The sequence below is a fragment of the Bifidobacterium sp. ESL0704 genome, from assembly GCF_029392075.1.
Taxonomy (GTDB): Bacteria; Actinomycetota; Actinomycetes; order Actinomycetales; family Bifidobacteriaceae; genus Bifidobacterium.
Genome location: NZ_CP113929.1, coordinates 1,256,416 through 1,281,010, shown reverse-complemented (window position 1 = coordinate 1,281,010; position 24,595 = coordinate 1,256,416). Strand labels below are relative to the sequence as shown.

Genomic DNA, 24,595 nt, shown 5'->3' with positions numbered 1-24,595 from the left:
ATCTCCTAAAGCCTGAACTCAGGCAGTTGCAATGCGGCGGCATCGGCCTTTTCGCTGTCAGCCAGGTCCCAGAGCAGGCTGCACGCGGCACGCAATGCGTTGATATCAGCGCTATCGCTGACCAGTACTGCGTTGCCTTCGACGCTTGCCGAAGCAGATCCGCATTCCCATTCGCTCTTCGAGACCTGGACGGGTGCCGGCATAGTCTCGTGCAACTCGCGCAGGTCGCGGGCGATGAAGGTGGGACGCAGATGGGGCGCGGCCAGCATCAGCTGCTTGGAATCGGCCACGCCGGTAAGGACGGCCAAGGAATCATAGCCGCCCCGGTTGCCGGCTTCGATATCCGTGTCAAGCCGGTCGCCGATGGCCAGGCATTCGGCCTTCGGCACCAAGGTGGCGCCGTCGTGCGAGGCCAGGAGCCGCGCCTCATCATACATCGCGGCTTCCGGTTTTCCCGCCGATGCGACCGGTTCAACGCCCGTGGCGTTCATCACGGCCTGGACCATCGACCCGGAACCGGGGGCGATGCCCAATTCGCGTGGAATCGTCAGATCAAGATTGGTGACGAAATATTTCGCACCGCGTTCAACGGCGTAGGCCGCGTTGGCGAGTTCGTTCCACGTGACCTCGGGATACCATCCCTGCACCACGGCCACCGGATCGTCCTCTACCCGATCGACTACCGTCAGCCCCTGTTTTTCCAACTCCTCACGCAAATGGCCGGCACCGACCATGAGCACCTTGGCCCCGCTTGGCACGGCACGTGCCACCATTCGTGCGGCCACAACCGAGGATGTGATGACCTGCCAAGGCTCGACCTCAAGGCCAAAACCGCGAAGCTGTTGCGCCACGGTTTGCTGATAACGGGAGGAATTGTTGGTGGTGTATTCCACCGTCATACCGGCATGCTGGGCTTTCGCGATCGACTCGCTGGCGTAATCCACAGGGTTTTTGCCCCTGTAGACCACGCCGTCAAGATCGAGCAACGCCAGCTTGTACGCCTGTTCGAGAGGCTGTTCGGTTGCCTTGAGCACTGTCGCCATTACTCCTCTTCGCCGGATCCGTCTTTTTCGTCGGCGGCCTCCTGCTCGACGGCCGGATCTGTGGGGTCTTGCGCACCTGCGGTCGCCTCCTCGGCAGGCAACTCGTTTTCATCATCGTCGCCGTCGTCCTGGGTCTGCGCCTCGTCGTCTTCTTCGGTGTTGCCTTCCGCGTTCAGGGCGGCTTCCTGGTCTGCGCTCTCATCGCCTGATTCGTCGACGACTTCCATACCATCGGCGTTTTGCTGCGCCGTAGCATCAGCGCTTTGTTGGGCTTCCGGTGTTTCCGGATCGAGAGCCGACTGGGATTGGTCGTCAAGATCGGCGTCGGTATCGAGCTCGGCCCCTGCCTGTTCTTCGGAATCCTCATCCGTTTCGTCTTGTTCGGAATCGGAATCATGGTCTTCGTGCTCGCGCTCGTCGTCTTCCTCATACGGATCAACGGGTGCATACTGCGCATCGTCCTCGGTGATGCCGAGCTGTTCCATCATATCGTCGGGCAGACGCTCGAGATCGTAGTCGATGACCACTTCTTCGGCATCGATATCGTCATCGTCCATGTCGGCATACTTGTTTTCAAGCTGCTCGATGGTGGTGTCGAGATCGGCGGCTTCATCTCCGCGCCCGGATTCCTCGAGGAAATACTGTTCGGCCTGCAGGGCGCGCATGCGGTAGGCGCCGGGTAGACCTTTGGTGCCGGCCAGCTTGCTGACCACATCAACGGCCTTGTCCCAAAGCCCTAAATCACCCAACGCTCCGGCGTAGACGAGGAACATCTCGGCCTTTGACTCGCCGGTGAGCTCCTTGGCGTCATCGGACATCGCCATTTCAATGGCGCGCTTGGGATTGCCGAGTCCGCGTTCGCAATCGGCGATGAACGGCAGATAGTCGTTGTAGCCGTTCATGCGATGCGCGGTGCGGAACTCCTTCAAGGCGGTCTTGTAATCGCCCTGACGATAAGCGATGAATGCCAGGGTCTCACGGGAGAAGTCGATGCGGGAGGCCTGGTGAGCGACCCATTCGGCGTGTTCGCGGGCGGCCTTGGGATCGCTTTCCTCAAGCGCGTAGGCGGCAAGAATGTGCAGACCGGTGTTCTCGGCGTGCTCCTTGGAGAGTCCCCTCAGCCGTTCCTTCTCGTCCTTGGAGAGCATCGACCATTCCATGCCTTTGGGCATGCGGGGCTCACCGGGTCGACGATCGGTGTACGGGTTCTGCGACGGGAACGAGACGGTCCCATCGGAATTGCGACGCGGGCCCCTGTGCATGTATTCCTCACGCCCGTCGTTGTGGTAACCGCCACGACGATTATCACGGCGATCGTCACGATGGTTGTTATAGCTCTTGTATCCGCCGCGTTCACCGTCACGCCGATCATCTCGGTGGAAGTCCCGACGGCCGTTGCCTCGAGAGTCGTAACCGTTCCTGCGATCATCGTTACGACGGAAATCACGCCTGTCGCCATCGCGACGGTCATTGCCACGGTAGCCGCCTCGACGATCGTCATTGCGGTGGAAGTCCCTGCGGTCGTCTCCGCCGCGGTAGCCTCCACGACGGTCGTCATCGTGGCGATAGCCTCCTTTGTGGAAGTCCCTGCGGTCTCCGTCTTTATGGAAATCTCGCCTGTCATCACGCTGGAAGTCATGACGATTGTTACCTCCGCGGTAGCCTCCTCGTTCATTGTCGCGGTGGAAGTCGCGGTGTCCACCGCCATTGCCGCGGTAGCCGCCGCGCCGATCGTCATCGTGACCGCGATAACCGCCACGGTGGTCTCCTCCGCGGTAGCCGCCGCGTTCACCGTCGCGGTGGAAGTCTCGGCGATCTCCATCACCGTATCCGCGGTGTCCGCCGCTGCGTTCGCCGTCACGTCGATCATCGCGGTGGAAGTCGCGGTGTCCGCCACCATTGCCGCGGTAGCCGCCGCGCCGATCGTCATCGTGGCCACGATAACCGCCGTGACCGCCCTTGTGGTAGCCGCCGCCGTGATTATTGCCTCGGAATCCACCGTGGCCTCGATAGCCGCCATCTGAACGGGACGAACCGTGACCGTATGAATTGCCGCCGCGATTGCCGCGCTGTTCTTCTGCCATATGCTTATACCTTTTGTTTGGGTTTAGCTTTTCCCGCCTTCAGAATTGAACGGGAATCCTAAATTATTTTCTGTAATAAATTCTAATCGGCTTGTTCAACGCTTGCTGTCAGCCGAGTTCGACGACCGCTACGGCCTTCTTGCCACGACGAATCAACGCAAAGTGACCGGTAAGAAAATCATCGCCGGTCAATTCCTGATCCTGATCCTCAACACGCGTGTTGTTGATATAGACGCCGCCGGACTTGATGGTCTTGCGCGCCTCGGAAATCGACTTGAAAAGACCCGCCGAGACTGCGGCCTGCGAGATACGCTCGCCGATCACCGCCTTGGCGAAGACTTTTTCGCCTTCCTCGTTTTCGATCTTGAGTCCGTCAATAGAAGATTCAAGCATATCGGAGCCGATGGACTTCAGATCGCCGCCACGACCGAACAAGGCCGACGCCGCATCGATCGCCTCCTGCGTGGTCTTTTCGCCGTGGACGAAGCTGGTGACCTCCCATGCCAACGCCTTCTGCGCCTCACGGGCGCCGGGGTTGACTTGGGCCTCGTGCGCCAGACGCTCGATTTCGGCCTTGGGAAGGAAGGTGAACGCCTTCAGCAGCTTCTCCATCTCTCCGTCTGGCTGGTTGTACCAGAACTGATAGAACTTGTAGGGGCTCAGCATCGTCGCATCGAGCCAAACGGCGTTGCCTTCGGATTTGCCGAACTTCTTGCCTTGGCTGTCGGTGATGATGGGGCTGGTGAACACGTTGACGCTCGCGCCATGCACCTTGCGAATCAGGTCGAGGCCGCTGGTGAGGTTGCCCCACTGATCGGAGCCGCCCAGTTGAAGCGTGCACTCGTATTCGTCGAAAAGATGGAGGAAATCGTTGCCCTGCAGCACCTGGTAGCTGAATTCGGTGAAGGAGATGCCCTCGTCGCTTTTCAGTCTGCGTGCCACCGTGTCCTTGGCGAGCATGGTGCCCATGCGGAAGTTCTTGCCGACGTCACGCAGGAAATCGATGACCGACATCTTGGCGGTCCAGTCATAGTTGGAGACGAAGCGTACCGGATTGTCGCCGTCGGTGACGAGGATCGTGCCGATCTGCTTCTTCAGCCTGCGGGCCCAGCCTTCGACGACATCCTTGGGGTTGAGCGTGCGTTCGCCGCTCTGGCGCGGATCGCCGATCAGTCCGGTGGCACCGCCTACCAGGGCGATGGGATGATGGCCTGCTTCCTGAAGATGCCGCATATTGATCAGCTGCACCAGATTGCCGATATGCAGCGATGCCGCAGTAGGGTCAAAACCGCAATAGTAGGTGATCGGCCCGCCGTTCAACGCTTTGGCGAGCTGATCGCGGTCCGTGGACTGTGAAATCAGCCCTCGCCAGTTCAATTCATCGAAGAGAGAGTCGAATCCCGCTTCCTTGAAATCGGTGACGTGAGCCATAACCGTATTCCCCTATTCTTTTGTGAGAGCATCCGAGACCAAATCCAGCCTCCATAACCTTTATATTTTCGCAGATGACTACGACAGCCGCAGCCAGTCGGGCTATTGACATGTCGAGAAGGGGAATACCCGTGCACTGAGCCGACATGCTCGAGCGAATACACGGAGCCGGATGGACACCTCAGGCACCGTCAGCCGCGGAATGCTGACGAAACAAGAGACGGCAACGGTGATTCCCATCGACCGATGCCAACATTCCAACGGTATTGCACGAATGAGAACAGCCGATACCGTCGCGTGTCCTTCCTTAGAGACATCGCCGAAAACCTGACGCGAGAAGATGGCAGCCATCACCACCTGAGCAATGTAGCCGAAGTAATGGCAGTTGCCGTCTATGGCCGCAGCGTCATCAACTTGGCGACCACGCCTTGAGCCATATAGCCATAACCTTTGGCGCTGGGATGGAAATGGTCGGCAGAGAAGAAATCAGGAGCGTCGGCATGCACGTTTTCGTGAATCATGTCGACGTAAGTTGCGCCATGTTCCGCGCAGACATCCTTGCTCACGGCTGCCTGCTCATCCATCTCACGCTCGAGAGCGCGACGCAGGGCCTTGCCCAATGCCGGCTCATGCTGCATCTGTCCGGGGCTGAGCACGACGATATGGCCGCTCAGCGGATTGGCCTCGTCCAACACCGCACCCAGGTCGGCGCGCCATTCATTAAGTGTCCGGTTGGCCATGATGTCGTTGGAACCTGCGCAAATCACCAGAATATCGAATGTTTTTCCAGTTTTGAGAACTTCCGGAAGCAGACGGTAACGAACACGGCGCATCGTGGCACCAAGTTTGCCGTGGGCCTCCCACCTGATATCGCGTTTGAACTCCTGGGCAAGCCCTTGGGCAAGGTCGGCTGTAAGACCTTCCTTTTGGTCTTGCGTGCCGCAAGCAGCCACCATGGAATCGCCGATCGCGCACAGGGTCAGCGGCTTGGCGTTATCAGGAATCGGCTGATGGTATTTCTGCACTCCGAACGTCTCACCGCCGGGCGCTTCGGCCAGATGAATCGTATGTTTCGCCCACATCGCCTCGAGTACCGCTATCGGGGTTCCGATACCCAATGTCATGCTATTCACACCTTTCTGCGTATAGGCTTTCAGCATGCCATTCTACTCAAAGCGATGTCAACAATGCGCCATCATCTCATGGTTTCCGGTTTCACATATGCCGGACCGTCGCTGGTTGAATTCGCGAATGTGCGTGCCTTGGCGGCGACCCGTCTGGCTTCGGCCATCTGCTCGCGTACGCGGACGGGGGCGGTGCCGCCCTTGCCGTTGCGCTGGTCGACGGAACCTTCCACCGAAAGGACTGTGCGCACTTGAGGGGCAACGTCGGAGGAAAGGAAATCCTTGAAGACGTCGACGAAATCAGCATCGCTCAGATCCCACAGCTCGACGCCACGGCCTTCCGCCAATTGGACGCACGCGCCGGAGAGCTCATGCGCGTGACGGAACGGGACACCGCGCTTGACCAGCCATTCGGCGATGTCGGTGGCCAACGCGAAACCGGTGGGCGCCTGGGCTTTGAGCCGGTCAAGGTCGAAGACCATCGTGCGCACCATGCCGGCGAACGCAGGGAGCAGGGTTTCAAGGGTGTCGACTTGGTCGAACACGGCTTCCTTGTCTTCCTGCAGGTCACGGGCGTAGGCTGTCGGCAGTCCCTTGAGCGTGGTCATCAAACCGGTCAGGTCGCCGATAAGACGGCCGGATTTGCCCCGGGTGAGCTCGGCTATGTCAGGGTTCTTCTTTTGAGGCATGATCGAGGAGCCGGTGGAATACGCGTCATCAAGACGGACGAAGGCGAATTCCTGCGTGTTCCAGATGATGATTTCCTCGCTGAGCCTGCTCAAATCCACGCCGATCATGGCGGCGATGAACGAGAATTCGGCCACCAAGTCACGGCTGGCGGTGCCGTCGATGGAATTGGCGGTCACGCGCGAGAAGCCAAGTTCGTGAGCAACCGCTTCCGGATCAAGCCCGAGCGTGTTGCCGGCCAGTGCGCCTGAACCGTACGGGCTTTCGTCCATGCGTTTGTCCCAATCGGCAAGTCTGTCGACATCTCGCAGCAGCGGCCAGACATGCGCCATCAACTGATGCGCCAGCAGAACCGGCTGGGCGTGCTGCATGTGCGTGCGCCCCGGCATCACGGCTTCTCCGGCCTGCTCGGCCTGACCGATCAACGCCTCGACCACGCCGAGCACCAGACCAGAGACCGTACGTGCGTGGCGACGCAACCACATACGAATAAGGCAGGCGATCTGGTCGTTGCGCGAACGTCCGGCACGCAGCTTGCCGCCGAGCTCGTCCCCCGCGATCTCGAGCAGCCCGCGTTCCAACGCGGTGGCCTCGTCCTCGTCATCCTCGACAGGAGCGAACTCCCCCGAATCCACCAGCTGTTGCAATTTGTTCAGGGCGTCTTCCATCCGCTTGAGCTCATCGGCACTCAGCAACCCAGCCTTGCCAAGAGCCCTGGCATGCGCCCGCGATCCGGCGATGTCGTCATCGGCCAATCGCCAATCAAACTGTGTCGACTTGGAAAGCCGCGCCAGCTCCGGCGAAGGCCCGGACTTGAACCGTCCGCCCCACAGCGCCAGATGCTCGTTCCCTTTTTTATCCTGTTCCGTCATTTTTTTTCTTTCAAATCACTAATGCATAAGTCAACAGAGGTCTGGGGATATGCGATGTTCGGGCGTAAGACATGGCCGAGCGGCCAAGGAGCGTCCCGAACATTGTATATCCCCAGACCTCCCCACAGTCAGAAACCTTAAAGGTGAGGACTGTGAGAGAATTTATTCGACGGAGTTATCCGGGACTTCGATGCCGTTGCCGAATTTCACGTCGCGAGCGGCGGCCACCTTGTCGGGCAGGCCGTAGATCGAAATGAATCCGTTGGAGGCGTTCTGATCGTAGGTGTCGCCGGAATCGTATGTCGCCAACTTGTAGTCGTAGAGCGAGGAGTCGCTGCGACGGCCCGTGACCACGGCACGTCCGCCATGCATAATCATGCGAATCTCGCCGGAAACGTAGCGCTGCGTATCTTCGATGAAAGCGTTCAAGGAGCGGACCGCCGGTGAGAACCATTGCGCGTCGTAGACCAGCTCGGCCCAGCGCTTGTCGATGTCACGCTTGATGCGATGCTGCTCGCGTTCCAGGCAGCAGTTCTCGAGTTCTTCGTGCGCGGCAATCAGCGCGACGGCACCCGGTGCTTCGTAGAGCTCACGGGACTTGATACCGACCAGACGATCCTCGATGATGTCGATACGACCGATGCCCTGAGCCCCGGCGCGGCTGTTCATCTGCTCGATGGCCTGCAGCGGCGTGACGTCCTTGCCGTCGATCTTCACGGGCACGCCCTGCTTGAATTCGATGACGACCTCGTCCTCGACCGGCGGGAATGCCGGGTCGTCGGTGTAGGTATAGCAGTCCTTGGTCGGGCCGTTCCACGGATCCTCGAGGAATCCGGTCTCGATGGCGCGGCCCCAGACGTTCTGATCGATGGAATACGGGCTCTTCTCGGTCTGGGTGATCGGCAGCTTGTGGTCCTTGGCGAATTGGATTTCCACGTCACGCGTCAGCGACAGATCACGAATCGGGCTGATCGCCTTGAGGTTCGGGTCGATCGAGGCGATGGAGACCTCGAAGCGCACCTGGTCGTTGCCTTTGCCGGTGCAGCCGTGCGAGATGGTGTCGGCGCCGAACTGGTGGGCGGCACGTACGAGATGCTTGGAGATCAGCGGGCGCGAAATGGCGGAGACCAGCGGATAGACGCCTTCGTACTTGGCGTTGGCCTTCAGCGCCAGCATGCAGTATTCGCTGGCGAACTCCTCGCGAGCATCGACCACGTAGGCCTCTACCGCCCCGCAAGCCAAGGCACGCTGGCGGATGGTCTCCAGACTTTCTCCGCCCTGCCCGACATCGAGGGAAACGGCGACGACATCCTTGCCGGTGCGCTCCTTCAGATACGGAATGGCGACGGAAGTATCGAGACCTCCGGAATATGCGAGTACGATGCGGTTCTTATCGCTCATGACAGCCCTTTCTTCAAAGCTTTGTATATCTATATATACACTCTATTGTATATATATGCAATTCGCAGATGTTAATTGTCCACAATTTGGAATCCAGTGAACAGATATCATCTATTGATATGCTTGCTCATCAGTTATTTGTGATCAGCTCTGCACCCGACTGTGCCATGCAGAGGCAATCACACTTTTCGACCTGTTTTCGTGATTAACTCTGCATTGTGCAGAGGCAAGCGCAGATAATCACACTTTCACGCCGCAAGGGCGAGGTCATAGCCTGGTCTGGCCGCAAGCACCATCACAGGCGCGTATTCTGACTGCGCGAGACGATGCCAAGCAGCCACTGCATGCGCGACACCGCGGCGTTGTCGTCATTGCAAACCAACAGCACCGTATCGTCACCGGCTACCGTGCCGAGAATTCCGTCGATGGGTTGCTTGTCGATGACACTGGCCATGTACTGCGCGGCTCCGGAGGGGGTGTGCACAATCACCAGATTGCGGGCGGCTGCGGCCGAGGTGATCAACCCCGAAAGGCCACGGGAAAGCTGCTGATCGATTTTTTCGGCGGTAGCGTCATCGAACTCGGGCTCGACGCCCAGCGTATACGCCATTTCTCCGGTTTTCAGCCGTGTTTTCACCGCCTTCATCTCATCAAGATCACGGCTCAACGTGGCTTGGGTGACGTCGATGCCGCGATCGGCAAGCAAGCCCAGCAGCTGGCCTTGCGAAGAAACCACCGAATTGGAAAGGATTTCCTGGATGACGCTCAGACGGGCGGTCCTGTTCGTCGGGTGCCGTAGCCTGTTTTCCGCGTTTTGCGTCTTGTCGTCTCGGGTGTAGGACGAACCGGCCGAGCCGTCGCCGATGTCACTGATAATATCGCTATCTTCAGTATCGTTCATTTGAGTAGTTCCTTGTCATCTCGAAGTATTCCGATCAGCCAAGTCAGCAGGGCTTTTTGGGCGTGCAGCCGGTTTTCCGCCTCGTCCCACACTACCGATTGGGGTCCGTCGATCACCGAGCTCGTAACCTCTTTGCCACGGTATGCCGGCAGGCAGTGCTGAAACAGCGCGTCAGGCTTGGCGAGTTTCATCAATTCGTCGTTGACCTGATAATCCCAGAACGGTTTGGAACGCACAGCATATTCACTTTCCTCGCCCATCGACACCCAGGTGTCGGTGAATACGCAATCCGCATCGGCCACGGCTTCGCGCGGATCGGTGGTCACCAGAATCGAGCCGCCGTTCGAGGCTGCTATACGTTCGGCATCCTCCACGATCTGCGGGTCGGGCAGGAATCCCTGGGGGCCGGCCACACGCACGTTCATGCCGGCGGTCGCTCCTCCAAGCAGATAGGAGTTGGACATGTTGTTCGCCGCGTCGCCCAAGTAGGCTATGGTCTGGCCGGCAAGAGCGTCGACTCCCCCACGATGCTGCGCCATGGTGAGGAAATCCGCGAGAATCTGGCAGGGATGGAACTGGTCGGTCAGGGCATTGATGACAGGAACGGTGGAATACTTCGCCATCGTCCCCACCCGGTCCTGGCCGAAAGTACGCCAGACGATGGCGCTGGTCATGCGGGTGAGCACACGCGCGGTATCGGCCACCGGTTCACCCCGGCCAAGCTGGGAGCCGGACTTGTCGATGACCAACGGATAGCCGCCAAGCTCGGCGACACCGACGGAGAAACTGGAACGTGTACGGGTGCTGGGCTTGTCGAAAATGACGGCGACACCCTGCGGGCCGGCAAACGGACGATGATAATAACGGTCTTTGAAAAACTTCATACCCAGTTGAAGTATTTGCTTCTGTTCGTCGTGATTGACATCATCATCACGAAGCATATGCCGAAGTTGACCCGTCATAACCATCTCCTTGTGCTGAGTTGACTATTAAAATATACCGCATAAACCAAGAATATAACATTTCTATCCGCATATTGGCATATATACTGAGAAATAATCCACTCCTCAAGGCGATTTTCACGCCATCAGGATATTTCCCATTCCCATCTAGCGAAATTTTGGAGCCGATTTGAGAACGAATGATGTGAAATCCGTATATCGACCAGCTCCTCAACAATCAGTCGTCAGACAAATCGGACGGAATCTCGGCAAGAATCGATACGGCTTCGTTGACTTCGTCATTGCTGACAATAAGCGGAGGGGCAAGGCGCAAGGCATCCGGAGCAACCGCATTGACGATGAGACCGTGATCGAGCGACCAGTTCATGGCCGCATGCGAGCACGGATGCGCGAGCTGAACGGCATTGAGCAGCCCACGACCGCGAGCTGAAACAAACAGAGGGTTTCCGCAAGCCATCAGGGCTTCACGCAGCTGCCGACCGCAGGTTTCCGCATTGGAAACCAGACCTTCTTCTTCAATTATCTGCAAAGTCGTCAATCCGGCTGTGCTTGCCAACGGTCCACCGGCGAACGTCGAACCATGCAGTCCCGGTGAAAACAGGGACGCCAAGGGTTTGCCGAACGCAATCATGCCGCCCATCGGGAAACCTCCCGCCACACCTTTGGCAAAGGTGATGATATCGGGGGTGATGCTGCCTGAAAGATCGTCACGCTGGAAGGCGAACCACTTGCCGGTACGCCCGATACCGGTCTGCACCTCGTCGATGATCATCAGCGCCTGGTTCTTGTTGCAAAGCTCGCGTACCCCCTTAACGTACATCGGATCAAGCGGTCGTACACCAGCTTCGCCCTGAATGAGCTCGAGCATCACCCCTGCCACCGGACCGACACCGTCCTGGACCGTCTGGTCGAATGCGGCCTGCATCGCGTCAAGGTTTCCCGCTTCGACAAACTGCACCGCAGGAAGCAGAGGATTGTATGGTTCGCGGATGGAAAGTTTCCAAGTGGCGCTCAAGGCTCCCATCGTGCGGCCGTGGAACCCCTTGGTCAAGGCAAGGATTCGTGCAGGCGCACCGCCATGTTCCGGGTCACCGCCTGGTAGCGTCTTGCCATATAGTTTGGCCATCTTCATCGCGGCTTCGTTGCCTTCGGCACCGGAATTGCCGAAGTAGACACGCGAGCCTTCTGGGGCACCAGAGATTTCGAGCAGTTTTTCGGCCAGTCTGACCTGCGGAACCGAAGCGAAGTAATTGCTGATATGCGCGACTTTGCCGGCCTGGGAACGTAACGCACGAACCCATTTGGGATGGGCATAGCCCAAGGAATTGACCGCAATGCCTGCAAGAAAATCAAGGTATTCGTTACCGTCCACGTCCCAGACATGCATGCCCTCGCCGTGGTCCATAACACGCAGCGGCGTACCGAAGGCGTGGGTATGCGCGTTCTCGTATCGCGTGATCCATTGTTCGCTTTGTGAGCCGATTGGCGTTGTAGCGGCCTCGAAACCGATGTTGGAATTGCCGGATAGCGCTGTACTTTGATTGCTGTTGTCCATCTTGGTTGCTTTCTGAATTTGTTCGTCTTATTTGCTTGTCTTGTATGCCTTACAGCAGCACTGCGTGAGTAACGGTGAGTATCTGCATCAAACAGAAACAGCACCATGCAGGACTCCTACTGATTTCGAGGCATCCGTACGGGCCGAAACATGCGGAATCGGCTTTCCGCGGTTGATGCAGCCGCTACTCAGCTTCGTCGCAGTTTCATGGCGTTCCCCGGCACGACCATGGTGCCGATGCCGGCGCTGGTGAACACCTCGTTGAGAATCGAATGCGGCTGACGGCCGTCGATGATATGCGCCCTCGGCACGCCCCCATCCAGCGCCCGAATGCAGGCACGCATTTTAGGCACCATGCCGCTTTGCAATGTCGGCAACACCTTACGCAGCCTGTCGACGCCGATTGAGCTGATCAGCGAGTTCTTGTCGGGCCAATCGGCATAGAGTCCGTCAACGTCTGTCAGGATGACCAGCTTTCTTGCGTGCACCGCCACCGCAAGTGCAGCCGCCGCAGAATCCGCATTGACATTGAACACCTGCGTGGGGTCGTCGGCGTTGGGAGCAATCGATGAGACCACGGGAATCCGGTTCTGCGCGATAAGATTCTCAACCGCGGAAGGATCGACCTCGGTGACTTCCCCGACCAAGCCGATGTCGGTTTGCACCCCGTCGATGACCGGGCGATACCGTTTCGCCCCGAACAACGATCCGTCTTCTCCCGAAAGGCCTACCGCGTACGGGCCGTGGGCGTTGATCAGCCCGATCAGCTCGCGCGAGACGGAACCGGTGAGGATCATCCGTACGACCCGCATGATTTCGGGTGTGGTGACGCGCAACCCGGCCTTGAAATGAGATTCGATGCCAAGTTCTTCAAGCATGCTCGAAATCTGCGGGCCACCACCATGGACGACGATGGGGTGCATGCCGACCTGGTGCAGAAAGACCATGTCCTGGGCGAAGCAACGCTTGAGATGCTCGTCGACCATGGCGTTGCCGCCGTATTTGACGACGATGCGTTGACCGGCGAATTCTTCCAGCCATGGCAGGGCCTCGATCAGCACCTCGGCTTTCTGCTCGTCTTTAAGATCGTTACGAACATCGAATGCACCTTCATCGGTTTTTGCACCCTCATCAACCGAATTTGTCGATTGCTGGGTTCCTTCGGCTTCGTTTGTAGCCATTTTATCCTTCATTCGCTGTCTTCCATCCGTCTTCCATCGCAGCCTTTCTTGGGCTCGATGGTTGCATGCTTATTTGAAATTGGTCGAACGGTTTCCTTGGTGTTTGACAGAATCTCATGATTCGTAGTCCGCATTGATATGCACGTATTCGTGGGTCAGGTCGTCGGTCCATACGCTCGCGCTTTGCGAACCGTGATTGAGGTCGATATCGATATCGACCTCTCTGGCTTCCATCTTGACTTGTAAACGGTCGATGCCGGCACCGGCGTGCTCGCAGACGCGCACGCCGTTGATATCCACCGTAACATCCTCTGGCTCGTAGGCTGCGACATCCGCCGGAACAGTGCCGAGCGTGCTGACGATACGTCCCCAGTTCGGATCGTTGCCATAGATGGCGCACTTCAGAAGGTTTGAGCCGGCAACCGCACGGGCACAGGCCAACGCAGCGTCTTCGGTTTCCGCTCCGCTTACCGTTATTTTGATGTCGTGGCTGGAGCCTTCTCCGTCGCCGATAATCTGCCGGGCAAGACTGGAGCAAGCCGAGTGGACCAAATCAGCGAATTCCTGCGGTTCAGGGGTGATTCCTGAAGCGCCGGAGGCAAGCAGCAAGACCGTGTCGTTGGTGGACATGCAACCATCCACGTCGATACGGTTGAACGACTTGTCGGTGGCGCTGGCCAGAACGGCCTGCAACTGGGCCGCATCGACCACGGCATCGGTGGTGATGACGCAGAGCATCGTCGCCAACTGGGGTGCTATCATGCCTGATCCCTTGACCATGCCGCCCACACGGTAACCGGAGCCTTGCAGTTTCACTGTTTTCGGTTTCGTATCGGTGGTCATGATGGCCTTCGCCGCGTCAATACCGGATTCAACGCTTTCGCTCAATGCCGAAGCGACTTTGCTGACACCTGCCAGCACGTTATCCAACGGCAATAGTTCGCCGATGAGACCTGTCGAGCAAACCGCGATGTCGTCAAGCGCGACCACGTTTTCGCCGCTAAGGACCTCGGCGGCCTTGGCCGCCGTGTCTGCACTCTGTTTGAGCCCTGCCTCGCCGGTGCAGGCGTTGGCTCCGCCGGAATTGAGCACTACGGCCTTGATATGTCCGTTGGCAATGGCCTTGCGCGACCATTGCACCGGGGCCGCACTAAAACGATTCGAGGTAAAGACCCCGGCCGCGGCATCAAGCGGTCCGTTGTTGACCACCAGCGCCAAATCAAGTTTCTCGTTGTTCGATGAAATATCGGCGTTGACCCCGGAAGCCGAAAAACCTTTTGCAAATGTCACGCTCATGGCGCCACCCCTATCGTTGTCAGTCCTTGGTCTTCTGGAAGTCCGAGCGCAATGTTCAAAGATTGCACCGCCTGACCGGCCGTGCCGCGATTGAGATTATCGATGGCCGCAAAACCGTACAGACGTTTTGCCTTTCTGTCGACGGCGATTTGGACCTGTGCCTCGTTGGATCCCAGCACGTCTGCCGTGGCCGGCATGTCGCCAGGGTCCAAAAGCTCGATGAATCGCTGCCCCTGATAGACCTCAGAGAACACCTCGCGTATGTTTTCGTCACTCATAGCCTCACCCTTGTCGCTCAGCTTGGCCGAAACGACCGCGAGGATTCCACGAGCCATCGGAACCAGCATCGGGGTAAAACCGACATTGATGGTCGTAGGTGATGCGCTGGATGAAGAGAAGTCTGAATGGGCACCATCGGCATAAGCAGCCGCCACTGCATGAGAAAGATTCTGGACGATCTCCGGGATATGGCGATGAACGCCGCCAACGGAATATGGCGTTGCGGAACCGAATGCTTCAGCCGCCAACAGATTCCGTCGCTTGAGATTCTTGCCAGCTCCCGAATATCCGACAGCAAGGTCGGCGACAATGTCGTCAGATTCGATGAGGCCAGCGGCCAAAGCGGGTTGGAAGGCGAAAGTGACGGCGGTCACGTTGCATCCAGGACCTGCAATCAACGACGCACCGGGCAGGTTTTCGCGTTGGTACCGATATCCGCCGTCAGTGCCCTTGCCGATAATCAGTTCCGGCATCCCGTAGGCCCATGGCTGGTGGAAATCGCCGCCATAATAGTGCTTCCATGCGTCAGCAGATTCAAGTCTGTGGTCGGCCCCCAGATCGACCACCGCGTCATTGGCATGCAGCTTTTCCGCCAATGCGCCCGATACCCCGTGCGGCAGAGCAAGTACGATGACGTCATGGCCGTTGAGCACCTCAGGCGTCGTGGGCTCGATGACCATGTCCCTGTACTTCGGGATATGCGGCATATGTCGACCGAGTTTGTCGCCAGCAGAAGACTCGCCGGTCACCGTGGTCACTTCGAACGCGGGATGCGCTGCAAGAATACGCAGCATCTCCCCTCCGGCATATCCGCTGGCACCAACCACCGCCACCGTGTATGTGCTCATGAACATCACCTTTCCTCAAGATGATGCCAAGATTACATATATTCAGTACTATGTATAGTTATGCATCCAAATAATGGACGTTTTTTATGATGTTTCATCGTTTTCGACAAGTCGGATTCGCCGATGACTGTTTGTAATCTCGCAACCCGCAAATCCGAACCACAGCACATCAATCTCAGCGATACTGAAGAACCCTTGTCCATTTTCATGGATAAGGGTTCTTCTTTAGACAGTGAATTCGAAAAAGCCGGACTTTGTGACAATATTGCCCGGACTAGGCGCTTACCGAGCCGCCGCCGGAACCGCCGGGAGCCGGACCGGAACCGCTCTGATTGAGCAGCTGCTGTGACAGGTCGTTGAGGGTGATGCCTTTCGAGAACAGCCACAATGAGAAAATCGTGGCGATGACCCCAAGCACCATGCATACGGTCGCTACCCAGAAGCCTTTCATATGGTACTTTCTGGTTCGCCACATGGAAAGTGCGCCCGTGATGGCGGGCAGGAAGGTAATCGGCAGGAACAACAGGATAACGGAAGCGATCGCCATCGGATCCCAGTGCCCCAGGTAGGGGTTCTGGACCGGATCGTTCATATCGACGCCATTGTGCATGTCCGGTCGGTATCCCGGTGTTCCGGGGCCACCAGCCTGCATCGGAGCGTTGTTGTAGGGCTGACCGTAGGAATTATTCGGATTATTCAGGTAACCTCCAGGCATCTGGTAAGGTCCGCCGTACGGCGCATTGCCCTGATTGCCTTGATAAGGACCCATGCCGTTGCCGTATCCGCCTTCCGGTTGACGGTTGAACTGGCCATCGCGGCTATTCGTCTGTCCGTTTTGGGGTTTCGGCTTTTCGTCAGGCCTGCCGTAGACGTACGGGTTGTATTGCGCAGGGAACTGACTGGCCATGGCCCCGTATTCCGGGACCTTCGTCTGACCGTATGGCCGCTGAGAAGCACTCGCGCCATTCGTAGCGGAACCCTCGCTCGAAACATCGGCGCCTTGAGGCGCGTTGGATTCCTCGGCTGAACGCTGCGGGACCTGGCCGCCGGAAGGAGCGGCATTGGTCGATGGACCCCCGCTGCCGTTGCCGTTGACATCAAACGGGTTCTGAGATTCATTCATCATGCCACTCCAAAATCAATACAATAATCGCGGAGCCCGCGAACCACCGGTCCACGGACTCCGCATCGTTCAATTCCCAAGATATCTTGGAACTGACTGTTCAGGCACGCAGTTGCGCACCGATCGTTTCCGCTTTATCGACAATAGCCTTGCGGATGGCCTCGGTGTCGCTGCTGGTCAGCGTCTTATCCGGAGAGCGGAAAGTAACCGCATAGGCAAGCGACTTCTGATGCTCACCCAGCTGGTCGCCGGCGAAGACATCGAACAGCTCGATGGACTCAAGATCGTCGCCTGCGGCCTCAACGATCACCTGCTGCAATTGTGCGGCGGTGACTGTATCAGGTACCGTGAAGGCGAGATCCTGCTTGACCGGAGGGAACGTCGAAATGGGCTTGGCCTGTACCGGCTTGCCGCTCAACGTGGCGAAGAGCGCGGTCAGGTTGAGCTCGAAGGCCGCGGAATGCTCCGGGAAGCCGAGCGCTGCGTTGACATGCGGATGCAGCTCACCCACCATACCGACAAATGTGTCACCGACCATGACCTTGGCGGCACGACCCGGATGCCATTGCATCGGCACATCCTGCGGTTGCGGCTGCACGAGGGAGACCTTGGCCCCCAGACGGTCAGCCACGCGGTTCATCGCCTCGACGGCATCGCTGTAGTCGACATCGCGCCTTTCACCGAGCCAACCGGTTTCCACGGCCTTGCCGGTCAGGATCGCGGCGACGTGCAACGGCTGCTCCGGCAGACCGGCATCAAGCGCCTTGAGCTGTTCTTCGCTCGGGCGCTGTCCACCAGGCAGAGCCGGGATGGCCGGAGCATTCGGATCCCAAAGATAGACGTGACCAATCTCGTAAAGCGAGATGTTTTCAAGGCCACGACGCAGGTTGCGCTGCACGGTCTGTGCCAGTGTCGGCAGAACGGTGCGACGCAGGTACGGGCGGTCGCCGGCGAGAGGGTTGGCGACCTCGACACTTACCGGCTTGATTTCCTCGGCATCGTAACCGAACGCCTTGAAGTCGGCGTCGCCGACGAACGGGTAGCTTAGCGTCTCCACCAAACCATATTCGGCCAGCTCGTTGGCCACGTCACGCTGGCGCTGCTGGTCCGGCGTCAGTCCGACCTCGCCCTCGACCGGAGCGGGAGGCATGGTGATCGGAATCTCGTCGTAGCCGACGAGACGCGCGATCTCCTCGACCAAATCGCATGGCATGGTGAGGTCCGGACGCCAGGTCGGAGGAATCACGGAAATGTGGCCTTGCTCCTTGCTGTCGCTGACCTTGCAGCCGATGTCTTCGAGAATCTCGCGGATGCGCTGGTCCGAGGTGTCGAGCCCGGTGAGGCGCTTGGTCTCGGTGAACTTGAAATCGATGGCCTCACGCGGTTGCGTGTGGTCGACGTCGATCGGAGTGCCGCTCGGCGTGCCCTTGCCATACTTGGCCATCAGTTCGGCGGCCATCTGCGCGGCAGCAGGTTGCAGAGCATAGTCCACACCGCGCTCGTAGCGCTTGGATGCCTCTGACGGGGTCTTGTGACGGCGTGCGGAGCGGGCGATGGTGACCTGGTCGAAATGCGCGGATTCCAGAAGAATGTTCTTGGTCTCGGCTGTGACCTCTCCGTAAAGGCCGCCCATCACGCCGGCGAGTCCAAGAATCCTCGAGCTGCGCTTGCCATCGGGCGAATCCGTGATCAGGAGGTCTTCAACGCTCAGGTCGTGCTTCTTGCCGTCGAGCGTGGTCAGGGTCTCGCCCTTGTTGGCGCGTCGAACGACAATGGGCCCGCAGATCTTGTCAAGGTCGTAGGCGTGCATCGGCTGGCCCAGGTCCATCATCACGTAGTTGGTGACGTCCACCGCCAGTGAAATCGAACGCATGCCGGCGCGAATCAAGCGACGACGCATCCAGTTGGGCGTCGGGCTCGCCGGGTCGAAATTACGCACCGTGCGCGCATAGTAGCGATCGCAGCCGGGTACGCCGTGAATCGGGTTGTTGTCTTCGATCTCGACGGCGATGTCGGCTTTGTCGGCCTCGACGCCCTTAGGCGCCTTGTCGCTGAGCTCGATGGCCGGATCCGTGTAAGCAGCACCGGTTGAATGATGGTATTCTCGGGCCACACCACGATAGGACAGCGTGTATCCGCGGTCGGGGGTGATGTTGATCTCGAGCACCGGTTGATCGAGATGCAGCACATGCATCAGATCGTCACCGGGCTTCAACGCCGCGGCCTCCTCTGCGCTGAAGCCGTAATCGTTGAGCAGAATGATGCCGCTGTGGTCGCTGCCCAAGCCTAACTCACGTTCCGAGGCGCACATACCGTTAGAGATGTGGCCATAGGTCTTGCGCGGTTCGATCTTGAAATCGCCGGGCAGCACCGCTCCCGGCAACGTGACGACGACCTTCTCGCCGGCGGCCATGTTCGGCGCGCCGCAGACGATGCCGCGCGGCACCTTGTTGCCGTTCTCGTCGGTGTCGTTGTACTTGTCGCCGACATCGACATGGCACCAGTTGATGGTCTTGCCGTTCTTTTGCGGTTCCGGCGTGGCATCGACCACGTAGCCGACCACGATCGGGCCGGTGACGTTCGAGGAATGGATCTCCTCTTCCTCGAGGCCGACATGAACCAGATCCTTGGCGAGCTGTTCGTACGTCAGACCGGCCGGAACCTCGACATGCTCCTTGAGCCAGTCAATATCTACCATTGGCATTGTTGGTTCACTCCCCCATCACAAACTGTTTGCTGAAACGCACGTCGCCCTCGACGAGGTCGTGCATATCGTTGATATCGTGGCGCAGCAAAAGCGTGCGCTCCATACCCACGCCGAACGCGAAGCCGGTGTAGACGTCCGGATCAAGACCCGCGGACTTCAGGACGTTCGGGTTGACCATGCCGCAGCCGCCCCATTCGATCCAGCCCGGGCCACCCTTCTTGTCGGGGAACCACAGGTCGAGCTCGGCGCTGGGCTCGGTGAACGGGAAGTAGCTCGGACGCAGACGGCTCTTGGCCTCCGGGCCGAACATCGCGACGGCGAGCTTGTCGAGCACACCCTTCAAATCGCCCATCGTCAGGCCCTTGTCGACGGCCAGCGCCTCACACTGGTGGAAGACGGGCGTATGCGTGGCATCGAGCTCATCGGTGCGGAAGACACGGCCTGGCGAGGCGATATAGAGCGGAACGCCGCGGGTCAGCAAGGCACGAACCTGATCGGAAGAGGTCTGGGTGCGCAGCACCATGTTGGATCCCACGAAACCGGCGGCGTCCTTGGCCTGGTTGCCCTTGACGTAGAAGGTGTCCTGCATCTGGCGGGCAGGATGGTCGGGGCCGAAGTTCAGAGCATCGAAGTCGTACCATTCGGTCTCCACCTCGGGGCCCGCGGAAATCTGCCAGCCCATGGAGATGAAGAGGTCCTCGACGTCCTCCATCAGCTTGGGCAACGGATGACGGGCGCCAAGCGGTTTGCGATTGACCGGCAAGGTCATGTCGACGGTTTCGGCGGCGAGCTGGCGGGTCTCCTCTTCGGCCTTGACCTGCGCGGTCTTGATGCCGAACGTGCGCTCGAACTCGCTGCGCAGCTTGCCCATCAACTGGCCGGCACCCTTCTTCTCTTCTTTCGGCAGGGAGCCGATCGACCGGTTCGCCAGCATCATCGCCGATTCTGGCCCGGCATATTCCGTTCTGATGGCTTTGAGCTCCTCCATGGTGGAGGCACCCTTGATTTTCGCGATGCCCTCAGTGACCGCGTCGGTCACCGCTTCCGCATCGAATGACGCACTCTGTGCCACGAGTACCCTTTCCTTGCAATTTCCAAACCTTGAAAACGTCCAAGATTACACGCACAAAAGTCATGAATCCCAAGCATTTACAGCCTTTTCATTGTTTCAATATGACTCGACATAGCACCGCGTGCGTTTGTACCTGATCAGCGATCTCGACCGGCCGGTCCCCGAACCGGTTTTATCTGCGTTGTGCGGCATCACGAGCCATCGCCAGACTGAAGAGCATCACCGCGGTGCTCGTGGCGAGATTAAGCGATTCGGCCTTGCCGTAGAGCGGGATGGACACGATACGCTCTACGCGCTGAAGGATGTCTGCCGGCAGACCACGGGCCTCGTTGCCGAACAGAATCGCTGTTGCGGGTTCGTCGTTGCCGTCACCATCTGTCGCACTGCTGCATTCTTCGACCACATCAATCAGCGATTCCGGCTTGAGCGTTGGCGTGCCGTAGACGTCGGCGGCAATCACCTCGCGATGCTGCTGCGCGGCCCATTCAAAGAATTCATCGGTGCTCATGGTGACCACCGGCAGGTGGAACAACGAGCCGGCCGTGGAACGGATGACCTTCGGATTGAAGCGGTCGACGCAATCCGACACGAAAATGACCGCGTGGCATCCGGCGGCGTCGGCCGAGCGAATGACGGTCCCCGCGTTGCCCGGATCACGAATCTGCCAGAAGGCGGCCACCGTGCCTCCGGACGAATCAGGATTCCCGCTGTTCCATGTTGAGTGTGCAATCTCCTTCGACGTCACGTTATCGGCTTCGAAATCATTCGCGATTGCGCTTCGTATCTCGGTACCCCGGGTCGCAACGTTATGGACCACCTCGGCATGCTCCGAGCCAGTGGCTTCCCGGCCTTCAAAACCCTGTGCCATACGACGTTGCACGGCCCCGAGATTGCCGACGGCGACGATGCCCTGCGCGTCCGTGCTCATCCGATGCATCACATCGCTTGTCACCTGATGGATATACAGGCCCGCCTCGTCGGCCTCTCGCGCGATGTCGTCGACCACCGTCGAAAGCAACCGCGATTGCCGCTCGTCGGTCTGTACGTAACAATCCTCCACAACGTCGGGCATCCAACGCACGACCTCGCGTACCGATTGCGGTCCTTCGATAAGGAACTTTCCCGATTTCCTGCGACCCTTGGTCTTCTCCAGTTCTGTCACGCGCCGCACGCGCTCGGACCTGGGATTGTCGATAATGTGCTGGTTAAAAGGCATAGCCCATACTCTACGCGAGGTTCTTGCCAACAGTGCCGGAACACCGTTTACTCATAGCAGACCGCCGGTTCTTGCAAAGACAACGCTTTGGCCCGTTTGCGACAATCCGGAATCGGCGTAATCGAAAACGGTCGGCTCGGCTCACCCACCGAAGAAGGTGAAGGTACCGGCGATGACGGCGATGACGAGGGAGAGAACGGGTACGACGGCGCAGACGATGACGAAGGCCCAGTCCCGCGGATTCACTCGGCTGATGCGGGCATGGGTGCGCGGAGTGTCGCCGCCGAAGCCGCGGGCCTCCATGGCAGTGGCGAGCGTGGTGGAACGGCGGATGGAAAGGACCAATAGGGCGAAGGTCTGCGGGAAGAACGCCTTGACCTTGTTTTCGTCGCCGAGGCCGCGCGAACGACGGGAAGCGGTGAGCGCGGCCCAGTCGTCGCGCAACACAGAAAAGAGGCGCATGCCGGCCAGGCCGCCATAGACGAAGCGGTCGGGCAGGTGAAGGATCTGACTGAAGGAATCGGCCAGATCAGTGGTCTCGACGCCGAGTACTGCGATGATGGCCGGGACGCCGACGGCAAGGATACGGATGCCGGTGGCAAGCGCCAGCACCGCCGAACGGTCGGTGACGGTGATCATCGCCCAATGCCACCAGATTCGTCCGCCTTCTTTGCCGTAGAGCAGCACGGCCAGCGCCGAGCCGGGGGCACCGATGAACACTGGCCAGGTCGATCTGACCACGCGCCAAGGCGACAGACCGATGCAGGCGAGCAGAACGAATTCGATCAGCAACGCGACACTCGCCGAGACCCAGTCAAGACTGAAGATCAACGGCAGCGCGGCGAGGAAACCGCCCAGCATCCTGAACGTCGGATTGAGCGAGGCAAGGAAAGGCGAACGACTGGACTGCCGTTCCTGTTCGTCGCGCTCGTTGACCGGGCTGACGGCGATTTCGTCGTCAGAGGTCCCAGCGTCCCTGCTTGATGGTTCCGCCTTGCGACGCTCCTCATGCATCGAGCGGACGCCTTCGGCATCGTCTTGCGCCTGCAATTCGATGACACGGGCGCCGAGTGCGGTGACCAGATCGCGGTCGTGGGTCACGACGATGACGCTGACGCCGTCGCCGCGCAAGGAGTGGATCAGCGAGACGATCTGCATCCACGTGCGTCGGTCCTGGCCGAAGGTCGGCTCATCGAGGATGATCACGCGCGGTGCGGCGGCCAGCGAGGCAGCGACGGTCAGGCGACGTTTCTCCCCTCCGGAAAGGGTGTAAGGGTTGACCGAGGCATATTGCGAAAGCCTGAACCGGCGCAAGAGCGCCATGGCTTTCTTCTTGGCATCATCCTCCGGTGTTCCGGTTCGCACAAGCCCGAGCATGACTTCTTCCAGTACGCTGCCACGCGCGAACTGATGCTCGGGATTCTGGAAGACGTAAGAGACACGCGCCGCGAGTTCAGTGGATTTCCAATCCATCGGAGAGTTGCCGCTGGCCCCCTTGGCGAGCTGCACAGAGGCTTCGACGCTGCCCGCCACAGGCCGCAGGAGGCCTGCGAGAGTCAGTGAAAGCGTGGACTTGCCGACACCGTTGCGCCCTACTAGAGCGGTGATCTGCCCGGCCGCGAACGAAATGTTGATATGGTCGGCTATGGGCTTGCCGTCGCGGCCGATCGATAGGTCATTAGTGGAGAGCAGCGCCTTGCCGTCGCCGATCGCGGGATCGCTGGCGGGCTCGTCATCGGTATGGATTCGATGGATTTCGTCTTCCGGACGGCGATATCTGCTGGGCATCCAGATACCGAGCGCCGCAAAGTCGAGGTCACGGTTGGCAAACACATCGTCCGGCGTGCCGTCGGCGACCACGATGGTACGACGGAATCCGCTGTGGTCGATTTCGGCAGCGTCGCCGACCTGCGTGACGCGTGCCTTGACCTGATCGTCGGATTCAAGACCCAGAACGACGACCCGGTCGATAAGGTCGATCCAAGGTCCGGCGCGGTGCTCGACCAGCAGCATGGTGGCTTCGGTGTCGCGTAACACGTTGGAGACCGCGCCGATGACCTGCTCGACGCCTTCAGGGTCAAGGTTCGCCGTGGGCTCGTCCAGAAGTAACGCGCCGGGCTGCATGGCCAATGCCCCGGCCAAGGCGAGGCGTTGCATCTGCCCGCCGCTCAAGTGCATGGTGGAACGGTGCAGCTGCAATCCTTCAAGGCCTACGTCGGCAAGACTTTGCCGCACCCGCTGCCAGATCTCGTCACGCGGCACGCCCATGTTCTCCGGACCGAAGGCCACGTTGTCGCCGAGGCGTTCGAAGATCGTCTGCGCATCCGGGTCCTGCAGGACAAGGCCGACACGGCCATGGGCGGCGACGGCCGGGATGCCGTCGATGAAGACGCCGCCTTCGGTGATGCCGCCTTCCGAATCCTCGATGGCGACCACCGGGGCGCCTTCGCCCGGCCTGTCCTCGTCCGTGCTTTGGGCAACCTCCCCGCCGAGCAGGCCAGAAGCGGCTTCGAGTATCGTCGATTTGCCGATACCGGAGGCTCCCAGCAGGAGTACATGTTCGCCGGGGTGAATGTCAAGGTTCAGGCCACGCACGGCGAAATGCCGGCGCGAGGCATGGCGGTAGCCCCAGTTGCGGAAAGCGATAGCCGCAGGCGGCGCTTTGCGGGCAACCTTCTCGCCGGCAGGCTGCCCGGCCTGTGAAGGAGCCTGGCTCTCAGAGGCCGGGATATCCCGAACGTATGGTTTGTGTCGGTCGCCTTCACGCCTACCGCCGCCCTGAGATTGTCTGCCTTGCATACGTTCCCCCATCG

17 protein-coding genes are annotated in these 24,595 nt (G+C 59.3%); all 17 read right to left on the bottom strand.

Annotated features, from left to right (window positions below; translation table 11 throughout):
* Nucleotides 1–5 precede the first annotated feature (5 nt).
* On the bottom strand, nucleotides 6–1,043 hold the full coding sequence (locus OZX64_RS04385; protein ID WP_277171669.1) for an HAD-IIA family hydrolase: 1,038 nt from the start codon (nucleotides 1,041–1,043) through the stop codon (nucleotides 6–8).
* The gene (locus OZX64_RS04380) at nucleotides 1,043–3,127 is read right to left on the bottom strand and encodes a helicase (RefSeq protein ID WP_277171668.1); all 2,085 of its coding nucleotides are present in this window, start codon (nucleotides 3,125–3,127) and stop codon (nucleotides 1,043–1,045) included. Before OZX64_RS04380 ends, OZX64_RS04385 begins: the two co-directional genes overlap by 1 nt.
* A 108-nt stretch (nucleotides 3,128–3,235) precedes the next feature.
* On the bottom strand, nucleotides 3,236–4,558 hold the full coding sequence (gene tyrS, locus OZX64_RS04375) for a tyrosine--tRNA ligase (protein ID WP_277155918.1): 1,323 nt from the start codon (nucleotides 4,556–4,558) through the stop codon (nucleotides 3,236–3,238).
* 392 nt (nucleotides 4,559–4,950) lie between these two features.
* Nucleotides 4,951–5,682 (bottom strand): SGNH/GDSL hydrolase family protein, encoded by a 732-nt coding sequence (locus OZX64_RS04370; protein WP_277171667.1) that lies wholly within the window; start codon nucleotides 5,680–5,682, stop codon nucleotides 4,951–4,953.
* 71 nt (nucleotides 5,683–5,753) lie between these two features.
* Nucleotides 5,754–7,241, bottom strand: coding sequence for an argininosuccinate lyase (gene argH, locus OZX64_RS04365; RefSeq protein WP_277171666.1), 1,488 nt, complete (start codon nucleotides 7,239–7,241; stop codon nucleotides 5,754–5,756).
* Nucleotides 7,242–7,403: 162 nt separating this feature from the next.
* A complete protein-coding gene (locus tag OZX64_RS04360) occupies nucleotides 7,404–8,642 on the bottom strand; it encodes an argininosuccinate synthase (RefSeq protein ID WP_277171665.1) in 1,239 nt (412 codons plus the stop codon).
* A 295-nt stretch (nucleotides 8,643–8,937) separates the two neighbouring features.
* The gene (locus tag OZX64_RS04355; protein WP_277171664.1) at nucleotides 8,938–9,543 is read right to left on the bottom strand and encodes an arginine repressor; all 606 of its coding nucleotides are present in this window, start codon (nucleotides 9,541–9,543) and stop codon (nucleotides 8,938–8,940) included.
* Nucleotides 9,540–10,505 carry an ornithine carbamoyltransferase gene (argF, locus tag OZX64_RS04350; RefSeq protein ID WP_277171663.1) on the bottom strand — a complete coding sequence of 322 codons (966 nt, stop codon included), beginning with the start codon at nucleotides 10,503–10,505 and terminating at the stop codon, nucleotides 9,540–9,542. The genes OZX64_RS04355 and argF overlap by 4 nt, the downstream gene beginning before the upstream one ends.
* Nucleotides 10,506–10,722: 217 nt before the next feature.
* Nucleotides 10,723–12,060, bottom strand: a complete 1,338-nt coding sequence (locus OZX64_RS04345; protein WP_277171662.1) for an acetylornithine transaminase — start codon at nucleotides 12,058–12,060, stop codon at nucleotides 10,723–10,725.
* A 188-nt stretch (nucleotides 12,061–12,248) separates the two neighbouring features.
* Entirely contained in the window at nucleotides 12,249–13,241 is a 993-nt protein-coding gene (gene argB / locus OZX64_RS04340; RefSeq protein WP_277171661.1) for an acetylglutamate kinase, read from the bottom strand.
* A gap of 114 nt (nucleotides 13,242–13,355) precedes the next feature.
* Nucleotides 13,356–14,537 (bottom strand): bifunctional glutamate N-acetyltransferase/amino-acid acetyltransferase ArgJ, encoded by a 1,182-nt coding sequence (argJ, locus tag OZX64_RS04335; protein WP_277171660.1) that lies wholly within the window; start codon nucleotides 14,535–14,537, stop codon nucleotides 13,356–13,358.
* The gene (gene argC, locus OZX64_RS04330; protein WP_277171659.1) at nucleotides 14,534–15,664 is read right to left on the bottom strand and encodes an N-acetyl-gamma-glutamyl-phosphate reductase; all 1,131 of its coding nucleotides are present in this window, start codon (nucleotides 15,662–15,664) and stop codon (nucleotides 14,534–14,536) included. The genes argJ and argC overlap by 4 nt, the downstream gene beginning before the upstream one ends.
* A gap of 274 nt (nucleotides 15,665–15,938) precedes the next feature.
* A complete protein-coding gene (locus OZX64_RS04325; protein WP_277171658.1) occupies nucleotides 15,939–16,790 on the bottom strand; it encodes a hypothetical protein in 852 nt (283 codons plus the stop codon).
* Nucleotides 16,791–16,887: 97 nt separating this feature from the next.
* Nucleotides 16,888–19,491 (bottom strand): phenylalanine--tRNA ligase subunit beta, encoded by a 2,604-nt coding sequence (gene pheT, locus OZX64_RS04320; RefSeq protein ID WP_277171657.1) that lies wholly within the window; start codon nucleotides 19,489–19,491, stop codon nucleotides 16,888–16,890.
* A 7-nt stretch (nucleotides 19,492–19,498) separates the two neighbouring features.
* Nucleotides 19,499–20,566 carry a phenylalanine--tRNA ligase subunit alpha gene (gene pheS / locus OZX64_RS04315; protein ID WP_277171656.1) on the bottom strand — a complete coding sequence of 356 codons (1,068 nt, stop codon included), beginning with the start codon at nucleotides 20,564–20,566 and terminating at the stop codon, nucleotides 19,499–19,501.
* Between the two features lie 172 nt (nucleotides 20,567–20,738).
* Complete coding sequence (locus OZX64_RS04310) at nucleotides 20,739–21,782, bottom strand: RNA methyltransferase (RefSeq protein ID WP_277171655.1); 1,044 nt, start codon at nucleotides 21,780–21,782, stop codon at nucleotides 20,739–20,741.
* A 141-nt stretch (nucleotides 21,783–21,923) separates the two neighbouring features.
* Nucleotides 21,924–24,593: an ATP-binding cassette domain-containing protein gene (locus OZX64_RS04305; RefSeq protein WP_277171653.1), complete on the bottom strand. Its 2,670-nt coding sequence runs from the start codon at nucleotides 24,591–24,593 to the stop codon at nucleotides 21,924–21,926.
* Nucleotides 24,594–24,595: the final 2 nt, after the last annotated feature.